The following is a 14,181-nucleotide window of genomic DNA, read 5'->3' on the forward strand; positions in this document are numbered from 1 at the left end:
TATTCGTTGTTATCTTAGTGGTGAGCGCTAATGAGGAGGTAGAAAGATGATTAAGAAAAGCTTACTAGTAGGGATTGCGGCACTTTCAATTGTTTCATTCTCTACTCAAACTATTGCAGCTGAAGGAGTACACACTGTAGAAAATGGTGAGTCTCTTTGGGATATAGGTAAGGAGCAATCTGTATCTGTCCTTCAACTAAAAAAAGAGAACGATTTGAAATCGAATGAAATTCATCCAGGTCAAACGTTAATTGTACCAGAAAATGAAGTAACAGTTGAAGATCGTGAGTTACTGGCAAAACTGGTTCATGCAGAAGCTAAAGGAGAATCATATGCAGGTAAAGTGGCTGTCGCAACGGTTGTTTTAAACCGGGTGGATTCCACTGAATTCCCAGACTCTATTAAAGAAGTAATCTACCAGGTAGCAAATGGTCATTATGCCTTTTCACCTGTTCAAAACGGTGAAATCAACCAAGCGCCTTCCCAGGAAGCGAGAGATGCGGTTCAAGAGGCATTGGCTTTCAGAGGTCAAGGACAAGGTTCTCTCTTCTTCTATAATCCTGTAACATCCACAAGCGATTGGATTACCAGTAGAGAAACATTGTTAACCATTGGAAAACACCGCTTCGCAAAATAATCATTACGCAGGATTTTTTCAATAACAAAAATAGCGTTCGGATACTTTTTTCTTTTCTCTACGTGGAATTAATAGTAAAATAGAGTAAAGAAGAAGAGGTGATGTTGATGAATGGGACCATAGTGGCTCGAATTGAAACGGTACGATGGAAGATGATACAATCAGGTATTCGTTTTGGGCTGAGCAGTCCAGTCACCATTCAACTCAGTAAAGAGTTGGATGCCTTAATCAATATTCATCAGCGTAATGATATAAATAAAAGAACAAAAAATAAGATAGTACAATAAATAAAAGGATTAACCTTGGAATGTCACGTCATTTCCACAGGTTAATCCTTTTCTATATGTCGAGAGAAGGTTGAGGGCCAGTTGAAAAGGGTATCCTTTTTAGGAAGAATGAATAGGTGAATATGAAAATAATTGAAGACAAAGGGAGAGGACAAGAGTGAAAGATAAAATTGTCTGCATAACAGGTGGGGCGAATGGAATCGGTAAAACGCTGGTTGAAGAATTTGCGAAGCAGGGCGCAGTCGTTGAATTTATGGACATGGATGGGGATAAAGGGGAGGAATTATCCCTGAAGCTCAACTCTGAAGGATATTCAACACGGTTTCATGAAGTCAATGTAGGAGTCTATCAACAGGTAAAAGATGTTTTTTCAAAGATGAAAGAAGACCATGGCGTGGTGGACGTACTAATTAACAATGCAGGTGTTTCGAAGTTCATGTCCTTCTGGGAGATGGATCCCGAGGACTGGGACAGCATTCTTTCGTCAAACTTAAGTAGTGTCTTCTATTGCAGTAGAGAAGGGGCAGCTTTAATGAAGAACCGAGGTGGTTGCATCATTAATATGGCCTCTACCAGGGCTTCAATGTCTGAACCGGATACGGAAGCCTACTCTGCAACTAAAGGGGGCATTGTGAGTTTGACTCATTCAATGGCCATTACATTGAGTGAGGTAGGGATCCGGGTGAACTCAATAAGTCCAGGCTGGATTCAAACCGAAGAGTATGATTCATTACGGGACAAGGATCATGACCAGCATCCATCCGGCAGGGTGGGGAAACCTGAAGACATAGCAAGGGCATGCTTATTTCTTGCTCATCCGGATAATGATTTCATAACAGGAGAAAACCTAGTGGTGGATGGTGGAATGACAAGGAAGATGATCTATGAGCATTAACACTTTTCGGGTGATGGCTTAGGTATTTTTGATATTTAAATGAATACTGAAGAACTACCGGTTACGAATCCAAGACAGGGATGGTGACCGGCTTTTTACTGTCCCCCAAAAGGGATATTTTAACAACGAAATATGGTATGATGAGAAAGGATCTATTTTTAGAATATTAGCTGAATATTTACTGTTGTCAACATAAAGGGGGAGCAAAGATGTCAACTATACAAGACATAAAAAAAGAAATGAGCAAAGTCCTGATTGGAAGGGAGAAAGAAATCGAGCTTCTATTGATTGCCTTACTTCAGGAAGGCCACGTCTTGCTCGAGAGCGTACCAGGTACCGGTAAAACATTATTGGCTAAGACTTTTTCACATTGTATTGAAGGAGATTTTAAGCGAATACAATTCACACCCGACGTATTGCCGAGTGATGTCACGGGCATTCAGTTTTTTAATCCTAAGTCTCAAGAATTTGAATTAAGAACGGGGCCAGTTGTCACGAATGTGTTGCTGGCAGATGAAATCAATCGTGCCACTCCGAGAACCCAGGCAAGCTTACTTGAAGTGATGGAAGAGAAGCAAATCACCATTGATGGAGAAACAGTGGCATTACAACCACCTTTTATTGTGGTAGCCACCCAAAATCCAATTGAATCCCAGCAAGGAACGTTCCCACTCCCAGCTGCACAACTGGATCGTTTTTTATTGAAAATTCCATTTGCATACCCCAGCTTTGATGAAGAAAGAAGCATTCTTAAACGTTTTAAATCCGAGCAGCCACTAAATACCGTTCAAAAAGTGATGAGTTTAAGCGCAATTCAATCTCTATCAAGTATTGTAAAAGATGTCCACATATCCGAGGACGTTGAATCTTATATTCTGCAAATTACCAGAGGAACGAGAGAGCATGATTGGGTTGAGATAGGAGCTAGTCCACGGGCCAGTTTAGCCCTATTAAAAGCCTCACAGGCCCAGGCATTTATCGAAGGGAGAGATTATGTAAGACCCCAGGATGTTGTTGAGGTTGCACCGTATGTCCTTCAACATAGAGTTCAGTTAACGATAGAAGCATCCTTGACAAGAACACCGGAAGAAGTCATTGGACAAATCATAGAAATGGCAATGCTTCCTGTGGAAGCGAGGCAGGCGCAGTGAACTGGAAGCGCGAAGTAGTCGAGGACCCGTATATATCCATGAGTCTGGTGCTCCTTGTTATTGTCGGGGCAGTAAGTTTCTATGTACAATCTTATGTTGGATTGGGGATTTTCCTGTTAATCATCCTCTATTATCGCGTTCATCGATGGTATCTGCTGAAAATCGGAGAGGGAGTCATGATTGAAAGATCTCAACGAAGGTTAAAGCTTCATTGTGATGAAGAAGATATTTGGTTGTTTAAGCTTGAAAACAAGGGACTTCCTATTTGGGGAGCTACATTGAAGATGACATTTAAAGATATTGTGGAGCCTACAAAGCATCCATATTCATCCGACATTGCAAACGAGATCGAGGTATCCATCCCATTCTCCATTCGAAAAAATGAAGAGGGGCAAATTTCGTTGCCGGTCAGAGGTAAGAGAAGAGGTTTATGCCGTATTACTAATATCCACCTTGAAATCCCTCATCTTTTCGGAAGTGGTAAGGTTATCCTGAGTCTACTCGATTCGGTCCCAGCCACCGTTATGGTGTTCCCCTCTTCATCCCCTGTCAGGATGGCGGAACATCAGCTTACTTTAAGGCAAGGGGACGTATCTACCCCCCATTCTTTGTTCCATGACTTGTTTCATCCCGTAGGAACAAGGGGTTATGTACAGGGAGATCGATTTCAGGACGTGCATTGGAAGGCTTCTGCTCGAACAGGCGAGCTGCAAACGAAAATCTTCGCGCCTGCTACTCAAAAAGAGTGGATGATCGCCATCAATATCTCTGACCGTTATGCCATTACAAGCAAGCTGGAGGGGATTATCAAGCATACAGCTTACCTAATGCAACTTGCCGTGGAACAAAACATTTCTTTCTCACTGGTCTTAAATGTGAGAACACCGGGAGTTACGCCTTACTATTATCTTCCTCCAGGGACAGGAAGGAAGCACCGGCAGAGAGGACTGGAGCTATTAGCTACCTTATCGACCGATGAATTCACCATGCCATTCCACTTCGTCCTGAAACATTTGTATCTGCAGAGACTGGTACCTTCCGTTTTTATTGTTGCCGGTTCACTTGGGTCAAGTGAAGAGGAGTTATTGCTAACTATCAAGAAAGGCCATCCACATATCTTTAAGCTGAGCTTAGAAGAAAAAGAAGGAGTCGTCACATTATGGAATCGATCGTTGAAAATTCCTTCATAACGAAATATAAACATATGCTTTTTATCAAAATGGGGCTGTATACAGGGATTGATCTTCTGTTTGTACTTTTGCTCATTACGTTTTTATTTCCAGGGGACGTCGTATTGAATCAATACGTGCCGGCTTTTTCGATATTGCTGGTGCTGGTAATGACTTACACGGCCATATCCCTCAAAATGGAGGGCTTTCATCATCTTATATTATATGCAGTGTTTGTCTTGGGGATTGGATCTGGAATCTTATTTTTCTCCGCGTCCTGGTGGGTTTTGCTTCCTGCTACGATCTTTCTGCATTGGAGAATCAGTTCTTATCTACAGATCAAGGACCCATTCATTGAAGTAAGCAGTGGCAGCGTATTGGTTTTTCTTTTTATCTCTGCTGTTTCTTTATTCACGGGATCCATAAGACAGTTGGAAAACACATATCTGGTTTACAGTCTGCTGTTTCTATTATTCGCGTTCATTGGTACCTTCACCTCGTTTCAAAGGATGTTGGCCAGTGAAAGTAAAGGAGCAAAGAAGAGTATATACAAGCCTTTTGCCCTCCTTCTCATGGTGTTTGTAAGCGGTGGGATACTGGCAGCTGTTAGTTCAGTGATCAGCAAAGGAATATATTGGCTGCTTGAAAAGGCATTTTGGCTATTCTCTTTTTTCGTTGACCCGATCTTTAATGGATTGATTAAACTAAGGGATTTGATCATGAAGTTTTTTGAAAGTAACCAGGAAAAGGGAGGAGGCAATAAGCTCGCACAACAGAATCATGATGAATCCCGGTTGCCTGCGTTTGGTGACGGACTTTCTTTTTCATGGGTAGATGAGGCATTGCTGGCCCTGTTGATTTGCTTTGCTATCATTTATTTGTTCAAGAAAAGAAAAACTTCCTTAGAATTATCCACGAGTGAGGGTACAACACCTCTCATGATGACCAGGGGAAGTGATGAGATTCGTGTCCATCATGAAAAAGAGGAAGTCTCCTATTCTAAAGCAAGGGATATAATAAGGAAATCGATGGAAAGGTTAGAAGAAGAGGCATATAGGAATGAAGCCGGAAGACTTCCGAATGAAAACGTCCAAGCTTGGTTCACTAGAATTGAGTTGGAGGGAAATGCCCGATTTTACTTTATTTACGAACGTGTCAGATATGGGCGTGGAGTTCCGGAGCAGGATGAAGTTGATTTTTTTACTAGACAAATTCAGCAACACATCCAATACTTGAATACGCGACATGAATGAAGCTGATGCCCGGGGTTCTCCTTCCGAGCATCAGCTTTTTTATTTCATGATTCTTTAGGGTATGATAAATGTGATTATATGAGAGGTGAAGATAGTGCTATTCAAATTAGAAAAAATAATATTTAAAGATATAATAGACATCGATCACATGGAGATATCCTCAAACATAACAACCTGCCTTATCGGTGAAAGCGGTGCGGGAAAGTCCACCCTTCTGAAGTTATTGAATAAAATGAATACACCAGATGCAGGAAAGGTTTATTATAATGAGACTCCCTTACAAGAGATTGACCCTGTAAAACTTCGAAGAGAAGTAGTGATGATTTCACAAACCCCCTTATTATTCGGGGAAACGGTAGAAGAGAATTTGCAGAAGGGTCTTATGTTTTCAGAGAAGCCCCTTGCCAGTCGTGAGGAGCTCATGAAAACCCTGGAAATTGTAAAGCTCGATAAACCTTTGGATGTGCTTGCTGAACGGTTATCCGGAGGGGAAAGACAACGCCTGTCCCTTGGAAGGGTTCTATTGATGAAGCCAAATGTCTATTTATTGGACGAGCCAACCTCGGCCCTGGATGAAGAAACCGAGATCGAAGTAATGAAAAGCTTTATTGAGTGTACGAAAGGGCATGAGGGGACCATTATCATGGTGACTCATTCGATGAATGTTGCCGAGCAGTATGGTGAAGAGACGATAACCCTTTCAAAATAAGTGAAGGAGAGAATGTTAGTGGAAAATGGAATTATTGATATAGAGCTGTGGAGATTTCTAGCTGCATATGTCTTTGTTCTTCTATTGTTACTTATTGTGAAGTGGCGGGGGATTTCAAGAGAGAAGCAGATTATCCTTGCATCTTTTAGGATGACCCTCCAGCTGATCGTTGCAGGATACATACTGACCTATATTTTTGACAATCCAAGTCCGTGGCTTACATTAAGTATCATTTTGATCATGGAAGCCTTCGCCATCAGGAATATTTTTAAGCAAGTTAAATATGAGATGGATAAGTTACTGAAAGGGATTGCCGCTTTATCTTTACTTATCGGAACACTGATTAGCTTATTCTACTTTAATATGGTGGTCATCCATTTCTCCCCTTGGTACGAACCGAGATATTTCATACCCATTGCGGGAATGATCGTCGGTAATTCCATGACGGGCATCACATTGGGGATCAATACTCTATTAGGGGGATTAAAGGATCAAAGAGAAAAGGTAGAAGGTGCCCTCATGCTTGGGGCAACCCCTAAAGCAGCTTCCAAGACCTATGTAGACAATGCCTTTGATTCAGCAATTCTTCCCACTCTAAATAATATGTTAGGGATGGGAATCATCTTTTTGCCCGGGATGATGACAGGGCAGATCCTTTCCGGGATAAGTCCATTAGTGGCCATCGAGTATCAGATCGCCATACTTTTAGGCATTGTGGGGAGTGTAGCCTTAACAGTCATCATCTTTATTTTATTGGGATATAAGCAATTGTTTACGAAAGATGCCCAATTGAATGTATAGATACCCTATAGCTCACCCGTTCTAATCTAGTTTTTCATGCATATGATGTGAAAGAATGGTAGGAAAGGGGAGGGTTCTATTGAATTACCAAACAGAGCAGGCTCTAAGAGTGAAAAGTTTAGCCATTGATGTCATGGAAGAACTCATGAAAGAGGATGTTAAACATGGGGTGCAAGAATTAAAACAGCTCTCAGAATTATTCTCTCGATGCATATGTGACTTAGTGAACGTATATACAAACACGTCTGAGGATCATGAAATGACACTGAAAGGCACGGTCATAAAAGCAAAAATCGGCTACAATATCATGAAAGCCAAATCACAAATCATAGAAAAAGAATAGTATTGCAATGACAAAACTGACTCATACTAAAGACTCCACCTCCTATTCGGAATGGAGTCTTTAGTATGAGTCAGTTTTTTATTTTGTATAAAAAACATTCATGATTTTTACATAAATAGGTTCATAACAGTGGCAAATTTATGAAATACTAAAAAAATCAAGCTTTACAATTGTGTATATCCTCATTGCATGCTATTCTTTTTTATTGAACAGCTTTATAGGAAGAATGGATTAATCACTATAAATAGTTGACGTTTTCTTCATAATCCATTACTTTTATGAAGCAACCAAAAACAAGATAAATTAAGGAGTCGATTCACATGGCACAAAAAACATTTACAGTTACAGCTGAAACAGGAATTCATGCTCGTCCGGCAACTCTACTAGTTCAAACGGCAAGCAAATTCGACAGCGATGTACATCTAGAATACAAAGAAAAGAAAGTCAACTTAAAATCAATCATGGGTGTTATGTCTTTAGGTGTAGGTAAAGGTGCAGATATCACAATCATTACTGAAGGTAGCGACGAAGAAGAAGCATTAAACAGCTTACAGGAAACACTGAATAAAGAAGGTTTAGCTGAGTAATGTCTAGTCTCTTAAAAGGAATTGCGGCATCAAATGGCATTGCCATAGCGAAAGCGTATCGCTTAGTTGAACCTGACCTAAGCTTTGAAAAGAAAAGCGTAGACAATGCTGAAAAGGAAGTATCACGCTTCCAGGAAGCCATTGCGACATCCAAGTCTGAGCTTGAAGCGATCCGTGATAAAGCGAGAGTTGATTTAGGGGAAGATAAAGCTCAAATCTTTGAAGCGCATCTTCTTGTCTTAAGCGACCCGGAACTACTTACACCAATTGAAGACAAAGTCAAATCAGAAAATGTAAACGCTGAATTCGCACTTAAAGAAACAGCGGATATGTTTGTATCCATGTTTGAATCAATGGATAATGAATACATGAAAGAACGTGCCGCGGATATCCGTGACGTGACGAAACGTGTCCTATCACACCTGTTGGGAGTGCAAATTGCGAACCCTAGCATGGTAACAGAAGAGGTTATTGTAATCGCAGAGGACCTGACTCCTTCTGATACGGCACAATTAAACCGTGAATTTGTAAAAGGTTTTACAACAGATATCGGTGGAAGAACATCTCACTCGGCCATTATGGCCCGTTCAATGGAGATCCCGGCTGTAGTGGGTACCAAATCCATTACTTCATCTGTTGAAAATGGTGATATGATCATCGTTGACGGATTAAATGGAGAAGTACATATTAATCCGACTCCGGAAGTCATCGAAGAGTATAAGAAAGAACATGCCCGTTATGAAGAACAAAAAGCTGAATGGGCGAAGCTTGTGAATGAACCAACTGTGTCCAAGGATGGTGAGCATGTCGAACTTGCTGCTAACATTGGGACACCTAAGGATCTGGAAGGGGTTATCAATCACGGCGGAGAAGGTGTAGGTCTGTATCGTACAGAATTCCTATACATGGGTCGTGACGAATTACCGTCTGAAGACGAGCAATACGAAGCGTATAAGGCTGTATTAGAAGGCATGGAAGGGAAACCTGTAGTGGTTCGTACCCTTGACATCGGTGGAGATAAAGAGCTTCCTTACTTAAATCTGCCAAAAGAAATGAATCCATTCCTTGGGTATCGCGCAATCCGACTTTGTCTGGACGAACAGGATATCTTCCGTACTCAGCTTAGAGCGTTATTGAAGGCAAGCCCATTCGGAAACCTGAAAATCATGTTCCCGATGATTTCAAATCTTCAAGAGTTCAGAGAAGCGAAATCCATCCTTGAAGAAGAGAAAAAAGCTCTTCTTGAGAATGGGACAAACGTAGCTGATCACATTGAAGTGGGAATCATGGTCGAAATTCCATCAACAGCCGTAATGGCGGATGTGTTTGCCAAGGAAGTTGATTTCTTCTCTATCGGAACCAATGATCTGATTCAGTATACTATGGCTGCCGACCGCATGAACGAGCGGGTTTCCTACTTATATCAACCGTATAACCCCGCCATTTTACGCCTTGTCAAAATGGTGATTGATGCGGCTCACAAAGAAGGCAAATGGGCAGGTATGTGTGGTGAAATGGCTGGAGATGAGATTGCTGTACCGATCTTACTTGGATTAGGTTTGGATGAGTTCTCTATGAGTGCTACATCGATCTTGCGCGCACGTTCTCAAATCCGTCAATTGAACCGTTCGGAAATGAAAGAACTGGCAGAACAAGCACTACAATTAGATACCAATGATGCTGTTATTTCTGCAGTGAAAAAAGCGACATCAATGGAATAATTTTAGGTTTAGATGGTGGAAATGGGGGTATTATATCTGTGAAGAATAAGGCACACCCTTTGGGCCTTTTCATTCTCATTTCCCCCTTTCTTGTGGATTGAAGGAACTTGTTGTTCTTTCAATCCCTTTTTTCTTTTTCATGGGGGTACATCAATTTGCGAAACATGCTATTACCTTGAACTTTTAAAGGGATTTCTCCATTCCATTAAAACACCATAGTCACATGATTCTTCATCCTCCAGGTACCCTTTAACCGCTTTTAATGGGGTGCGTCCTGTTTGAAGAAGGAACGTTATGACGGGGTCCTTGTATTCTCCACTTATTAATTTCTCTATATATTCCTCAATCGGAACATTTTTGGCCACTTTATGATAGGTAGGAATCCGACCGCCTCCAAGCAATCGATCCAATTGTAAATGCACCACGATCTCAAACATTGCATTCATAAGTACTTTTCCAAGCTTAAATCCCCGATAGGCCGGGTCGATACATAAATCTACCACATACAACGTATTTCCATTTTCATTGTGCGTCCGGATATATCCATTATCAGTTATATTTTCCCACGTATGATGCGGCTCTAACGGATCAAATTCGACGATCAAGCTGGTCATGCTTCCCGCTAATTTACCGTCTACTTCTACACACAAAGCCCCAAGAGGGAAATGAGTCAAGTGATGTTCGAGCTGATCTTGATTCCACCATAATTCCGACGGGAAAGGAGGTGGAAAAGCTCTTTTTTGAACGGATATCAAATCTCTGAAATCCTCTTTGTGGTAATTTCTTATAACGGCTTTATGAATCTGGCTGTTTCTGAAAACGTACTGTTCTTTCACATACATGTCAGAACCTCATTTCTCAGAATTTACTTGTTCATTATACGTTATGAAAGCGCTTTTTTAAAGTGTTTTACTGAAATAACTTTTCTCTTGAAAAAAATTTGAATTTTTTTTTGAAGGGCGGTTTATCATTCTGGAAAGCGGGTATTCTATAATTAAGCATGAAATTGGAGATTAATTTCTCACTAACACCCCCTTTTCCTTTTTTTTGAACCAACCCAGTTAAAAGGGTTGGTTCTTTTTTTGCTCTTTTATCCGGGCAGTTGATTCGTATAGTGAAAAAGAAGAAAGCGAATAATAATCCTATGCTGATCCATTTAAGGATAAGCATGATCAATAAAAGGGGTGTAAAACTAATGGCGAAACGTACAAAAAAGAATGATCCACAGCAGAAGAACAAAAAAGGATTCGATTCTTCTAAGATCAATGCGGAATTTGCCCACGAAATCGGAAGTGCGGCAACAAACAAAATACACAAAGACAAAGCCAAAAAAGAAAAAGCATCTAAAAATAACGGTGAATATAAAGGGTAAACATGAAGAGGGACGGACCTTGCTATGCAAGGTCCGTCCCTCTCGTCAGGTTTGGATGAAGGATTGGATACGGTCAAGACCTTCTGTCAGCTGGTCCATGGAGCAGGCATAGGATAGGCGGAAGTATCCTTCGCCGAACTGGGAAAAAGCATCTCCAGGAACGACAGCCACCTTCTTTTCTTGGGCAAGGGCCAACGAGAAATCAAATGAATTCAAAAGAATCCGCTCTGGTATCCTGACGAAAAAGTAGAAGGCTCCGTCAGGTTTGACGATTCCTTCAAATCCCATCCCAATTAATCGGTTGTAAACATAGTCCCTTCGTTTTTTATATTCTTTCTTCATATCTGCCGCATCATCTTTTCCGACTGTAAGAGCTTCATAGGCAGCTTTCTGGGAGATGGAAGAAGCACAGGATACATTGTACTGGTGAACCTTTAGAAGATGCTTAGAAATCGATTCTGGAGCGAATACCAGCCCGATTCTCCAACCGGTCATGCTATGTGATTTAGATAAACCATTGACGACGATGGTTTGTTCTCTTAAATATTCTGCAATTGAATGATGGGAATCATCGAAGGTCAGTTCACTGTAAATCTCATCGGCCAACACAAAGATATTTCTATCTTTAAGCAAATCGGCAATCTTTTTCAATTCTGCTTTTGATAGGCTTACCCCAGTAGGATTGGAAGGATAAGGCAATATAACACATTTGGTTGAAGGAGTTAAGCTAGCCTCAATGAGAGCGGCATCCAATTTAAAATCATTTTGTGTGATATCAATCTGTACGGGATTAGCACCACAAAGTTTAATGATTGGCTCATAGCCTGGGTACACCGGTCCCGGCAAAAGGCAGTCATCTCCTTCGCATAGGATTGTCCGAAGGATCACATCGATCCCCTGAGAAGCGCCGTTTGTGACTATCACCTCATTTACAGGGTTATAATGTACATTATATTTTTCTTTCACATATGAAGCCGCTGCTTCTCGTAACTCTAGAAATCCTGCATTATGTGTATACGAAGTGAAGTCATCCTCAATGGCAGCCTTACCCGCATCTTTAATATGAAGTGGGGTAGGGAAATCCGGCTGACCGATTGTCAAAGAGATTATGTCGTCTATGTCTGCCACCATATTAAAAAACTTTCGTATCCCTGAAATCTGGATGTCCTTGACCCTAGGGTTTATATACTGTTCCAATACGTACACCTACTTTAATAATTTGATTCATATTTTATCATTAATCTCAGCTTTTACGTAGTGATTTTGTTTGAATGGTGAAGAAAAAGGGAAAGGATAAAAAATAAATAAGTGTCAGTTAGGGAGAGCCAAATGATTCGTACGAGTATTGTTATGGAAAATGGGGAAATTGAACATAATGTTCCCTTATCCAGAATTAAGGAAAAAGCGGTTAAATGGTATTGGGTGGATTTTTCAGAGCCTACCAGCAAGGATATTCGGTTACTTAAGCTGTATTTTCGTTTCCATCCACTTGCGATAGAGGATTGCCTGGACGATTTCAGTCAGCGGGCCAAGCTCGATTTTTATGATCAATACATATTTGTCCTTCTGCATGCCATTAATAAGAAAACGCTGGATTCACACGAAGTGAATATGTTTGTAAACTCCAGTTTTATTGTTACATTTCATAAACAGCCTGTCAGGGAAATAAATAATGTATGGGAAAAAGTCCATCAAGAAGGGGATCAACTCAGTCCTTTTAAGGTCATGCATGGAATTGTCGACCGGTTAGTGGATGATTATTTTCCGCTTGTTTATGGTATAGAAGATCGACTCAATACAATTGAAGATAATACAAATGAAGAGGCTGATAGTGATCTGATGGATGAATTATTCGATATTCGTCATGATATGTCAAAGTTAAGAAGAACCCTCGTACCCATGCGGGATTTATTGTATCGGATCAGCAATTCCGGAAGATTGAATGCATTGAAGGAAGAGCAGCTCTATTTCAATGATGTGTATGATCATTTAATCAAGCTTGTCGAGATGCTTGAATCGTATCGTGAATTCTCATCAGATATCAGGGATAATTATTTATCCATCAATTCAGATAAAATGAATAACATCATGATGACATTGACCGTCATTACGACGATATTTATGCCTCTTACGTTTATAGCGGGTTTATATGGGATGAACTTCGCCTATATGCCGGAACTGGATGAGCGAAGCGGATACTTTATCGTTCTTGGAGTCATGGGCATAATAGCACTGGTCATGTTTGGGTTCTTTATGAAAATCGGCTGGCTCAGGTTCGGCTTGAAAAAACGGAGAAAACGAAGAAGGCTTCTCCGCTTGAAATAAGTAAGCCAAAAAAGCAGTGACTTCTAAGGAAGACACTGCTTTTTTAGGATTCTATCTTCTCATAAGCCAGCCTTTTTCAACCCCCATTTCAACCCATTCGTTTATTTGAGCATAAATCCGGGGAGAAGCTTCCTTAATCCAAGCATTACGGTTTAAAACCTGATGAGCGTAAATCGTATGTTCCATCCACGACTTTCCTTCTGTCGAAATATTTAAGAGAAGAGGTTGAATGTGGTCAATGATCGCAGCATAAAGAGCTTCATTGGTCTTTCCTTCTTCAAACTCATCCCACAGGGAGCGGTATTCGGTTCTCATCTTTTCAGGAAGCAATCCAAAGATTCGATCAGCAGCAAGCTCTTCCCGTTCTCTCTTGTCCTCATAACCGCCTTCATCAAACGCGTAAGTATCACCTGCATCAATTTCCACAATGTCATGAAGAAGAAGCATCTGAATGGAAGTGAACAGTTCTGTTTCGTGGTTTTTCTCATACACTTCAAATAAGGTCATCGCCATCACACATACGTGCCAGGAATGCTCGCCGCTGTTTTCTTTACGGCTTTGGTCACTTATGTATGTACGGCGTTCGATCGTCTTTAGTTTGTCTACCTCTTTAATGAAATTGATCATATCAGCTAACATGCCATACCCTCCAATGGTTATTCTCCTCTTCATTATGAGGAGGGGAAGGGGAACTTGCAAATTGTTGATAGTCCTTAATATGGGGACGTGGTCCCGAAAGAAATGTATTTTCAGGTAATATCCCTGTAAACGGTAGATTTTTTTAAGAAAAAACGTTATATTGGTTGAGGACAATTAGAAGAAGAACTGGGACAAAAAGTGCGTCCCGAGAGGTTCTAGCACAACCCTCTATAAAAAACTAAGGAAAACGGCATCCTTAGGTGTCGTTATTTTTTGTTAATGACGGCTTTAA

At 40.8% G+C, this 14,181-nt stretch carries 16 protein-coding genes and 1 riboswitch; of the genes, 13 read left to right on the forward strand and 3 right to left on the reverse strand.

Annotated features, from left to right (window positions below):
* Positions 1-46: 46 nt before the first annotated feature.
* From ACCB35_RS08265 to ptsP, 11 genes are all read left to right on the forward strand, one after another.
* Positions 47-637 (forward strand): cell wall hydrolase, encoded by a 591-nt coding sequence (locus tag ACCB35_RS08265; RefSeq protein WP_374056509.1) that lies wholly within the window; start codon positions 47-49, stop codon positions 635-637.
* Between the two features lie 107 nt (positions 638-744).
* Positions 745-924, forward strand: coding sequence for a Spo0E family sporulation regulatory protein-aspartic acid phosphatase (locus ACCB35_RS08270; protein ID WP_374056510.1), 180 nt, complete (start codon positions 745-747; stop codon positions 922-924).
* 157 nt (positions 925-1,081) lie between these two features.
* Positions 1,082-1,819: an SDR family NAD(P)-dependent oxidoreductase gene (locus ACCB35_RS08275; protein WP_374056511.1), complete on the forward strand. Its 738-nt coding sequence runs from the start codon at positions 1,082-1,084 to the stop codon at positions 1,817-1,819.
* 209 nt (positions 1,820-2,028) lie between these two features.
* Positions 2,029-2,970 (forward strand): AAA family ATPase, encoded by a 942-nt coding sequence (locus tag ACCB35_RS08280; RefSeq protein ID WP_374056512.1) that lies wholly within the window; start codon positions 2,029-2,031, stop codon positions 2,968-2,970.
* Positions 2,967-4,160 (forward strand): DUF58 domain-containing protein, encoded by a 1,194-nt coding sequence (locus tag ACCB35_RS08285; protein ID WP_374056513.1) that lies wholly within the window; start codon positions 2,967-2,969, stop codon positions 4,158-4,160. Before ACCB35_RS08280 ends, ACCB35_RS08285 begins: the two co-directional genes overlap by 4 nt.
* On the forward strand, positions 4,130-5,392 hold the full coding sequence (locus ACCB35_RS08290) for a hypothetical protein (protein WP_374056514.1): 1,263 nt from the start codon (positions 4,130-4,132) through the stop codon (positions 5,390-5,392). Before ACCB35_RS08285 ends, ACCB35_RS08290 begins: the two co-directional genes overlap by 31 nt.
* A gap of 94 nt (positions 5,393-5,486) precedes the next feature.
* Complete coding sequence (locus ACCB35_RS08295) at positions 5,487-6,101, forward strand: ATP-binding cassette domain-containing protein (RefSeq protein ID WP_374056515.1); 615 nt, start codon at positions 5,487-5,489, stop codon at positions 6,099-6,101.
* Between the two features lie 12 nt (positions 6,102-6,113).
* Positions 6,114-6,902: an iron export ABC transporter permease subunit FetB gene (gene fetB, locus ACCB35_RS08300; protein ID WP_044337589.1), complete on the forward strand. Its 789-nt coding sequence runs from the start codon at positions 6,114-6,116 to the stop codon at positions 6,900-6,902.
* Between the two features lie 79 nt (positions 6,903-6,981).
* Positions 6,982-7,245: a hypothetical protein gene (locus tag ACCB35_RS08305; protein ID WP_052504427.1), complete on the forward strand. Its 264-nt coding sequence runs from the start codon at positions 6,982-6,984 to the stop codon at positions 7,243-7,245.
* A gap of 320 nt (positions 7,246-7,565) precedes the next feature.
* Positions 7,566-7,832, forward strand: coding sequence for a phosphocarrier protein HPr (locus ACCB35_RS08310; protein ID WP_044337587.1), 267 nt, complete (start codon positions 7,566-7,568; stop codon positions 7,830-7,832).
* Positions 7,832-9,553 (forward strand): phosphoenolpyruvate--protein phosphotransferase, encoded by a 1,722-nt coding sequence (gene ptsP / locus ACCB35_RS08315; RefSeq protein ID WP_374056516.1) that lies wholly within the window; start codon positions 7,832-7,834, stop codon positions 9,551-9,553. Before ACCB35_RS08310 ends, ptsP begins: the two co-directional genes overlap by 1 nt.
* Before the next feature lie 170 nt (positions 9,554-9,723).
* Here the strand turns inward: ptsP and ACCB35_RS08320 are convergent, their stop codons facing one another.
* The gene (locus ACCB35_RS08320; RefSeq protein ID WP_374056517.1) at positions 9,724-10,395 is read right to left on the reverse strand and encodes a GNAT family N-acetyltransferase; all 672 of its coding nucleotides are present in this window, start codon (positions 10,393-10,395) and stop codon (positions 9,724-9,726) included.
* A 353-nt stretch (positions 10,396-10,748) separates the two neighbouring features.
* Here ACCB35_RS08320 and ACCB35_RS08325 point away from each other — a divergent pair, with 353 nt between their 5' ends.
* Positions 10,749-10,925, forward strand: coding sequence for a hypothetical protein (locus tag ACCB35_RS08325; RefSeq protein WP_172655616.1), 177 nt, complete (start codon positions 10,749-10,751; stop codon positions 10,923-10,925).
* Positions 10,926-10,970: 45 nt separating this feature from the next.
* On the opposite strand, the gene ACCB35_RS08330 is transcribed toward ACCB35_RS08325, so the two are convergent.
* Positions 10,971-12,122 (reverse strand): aminotransferase A, encoded by a 1,152-nt coding sequence (locus ACCB35_RS08330; RefSeq protein WP_374056518.1) that lies wholly within the window; start codon positions 12,120-12,122, stop codon positions 10,971-10,973.
* Between the two features lie 132 nt (positions 12,123-12,254).
* Between ACCB35_RS08330 and corA the strand changes: the two genes are divergently transcribed.
* Complete coding sequence (corA, locus tag ACCB35_RS08335; RefSeq protein ID WP_374056519.1) at positions 12,255-13,250, forward strand: magnesium/cobalt transporter CorA; 996 nt, start codon at positions 12,255-12,257, stop codon at positions 13,248-13,250.
* 51 nt (positions 13,251-13,301) lie between these two features.
* Here the strand turns inward: corA and ACCB35_RS08340 are convergent, their stop codons facing one another.
* Positions 13,302-13,889, reverse strand: coding sequence for an HD family hydrolase (locus ACCB35_RS08340; protein ID WP_374056520.1), 588 nt, complete (start codon positions 13,887-13,889; stop codon positions 13,302-13,304).
* A 203-nt stretch (positions 13,890-14,092) separates the two neighbouring features.
* Positions 14,093-14,137: riboswitch (PreQ1 riboswitch) on the forward strand.
* Positions 14,138-14,181 lie beyond the last annotated feature (44 nt).

Origin of the sequence: Rossellomorea sp. FM04394 (assembly GCF_041889765.1) — a bacterium.
Classification (GTDB): domain Bacteria; phylum Bacillota; class Bacilli; order Bacillales; family Bacillaceae_B; genus Rossellomorea; species Rossellomorea aquimaris_B.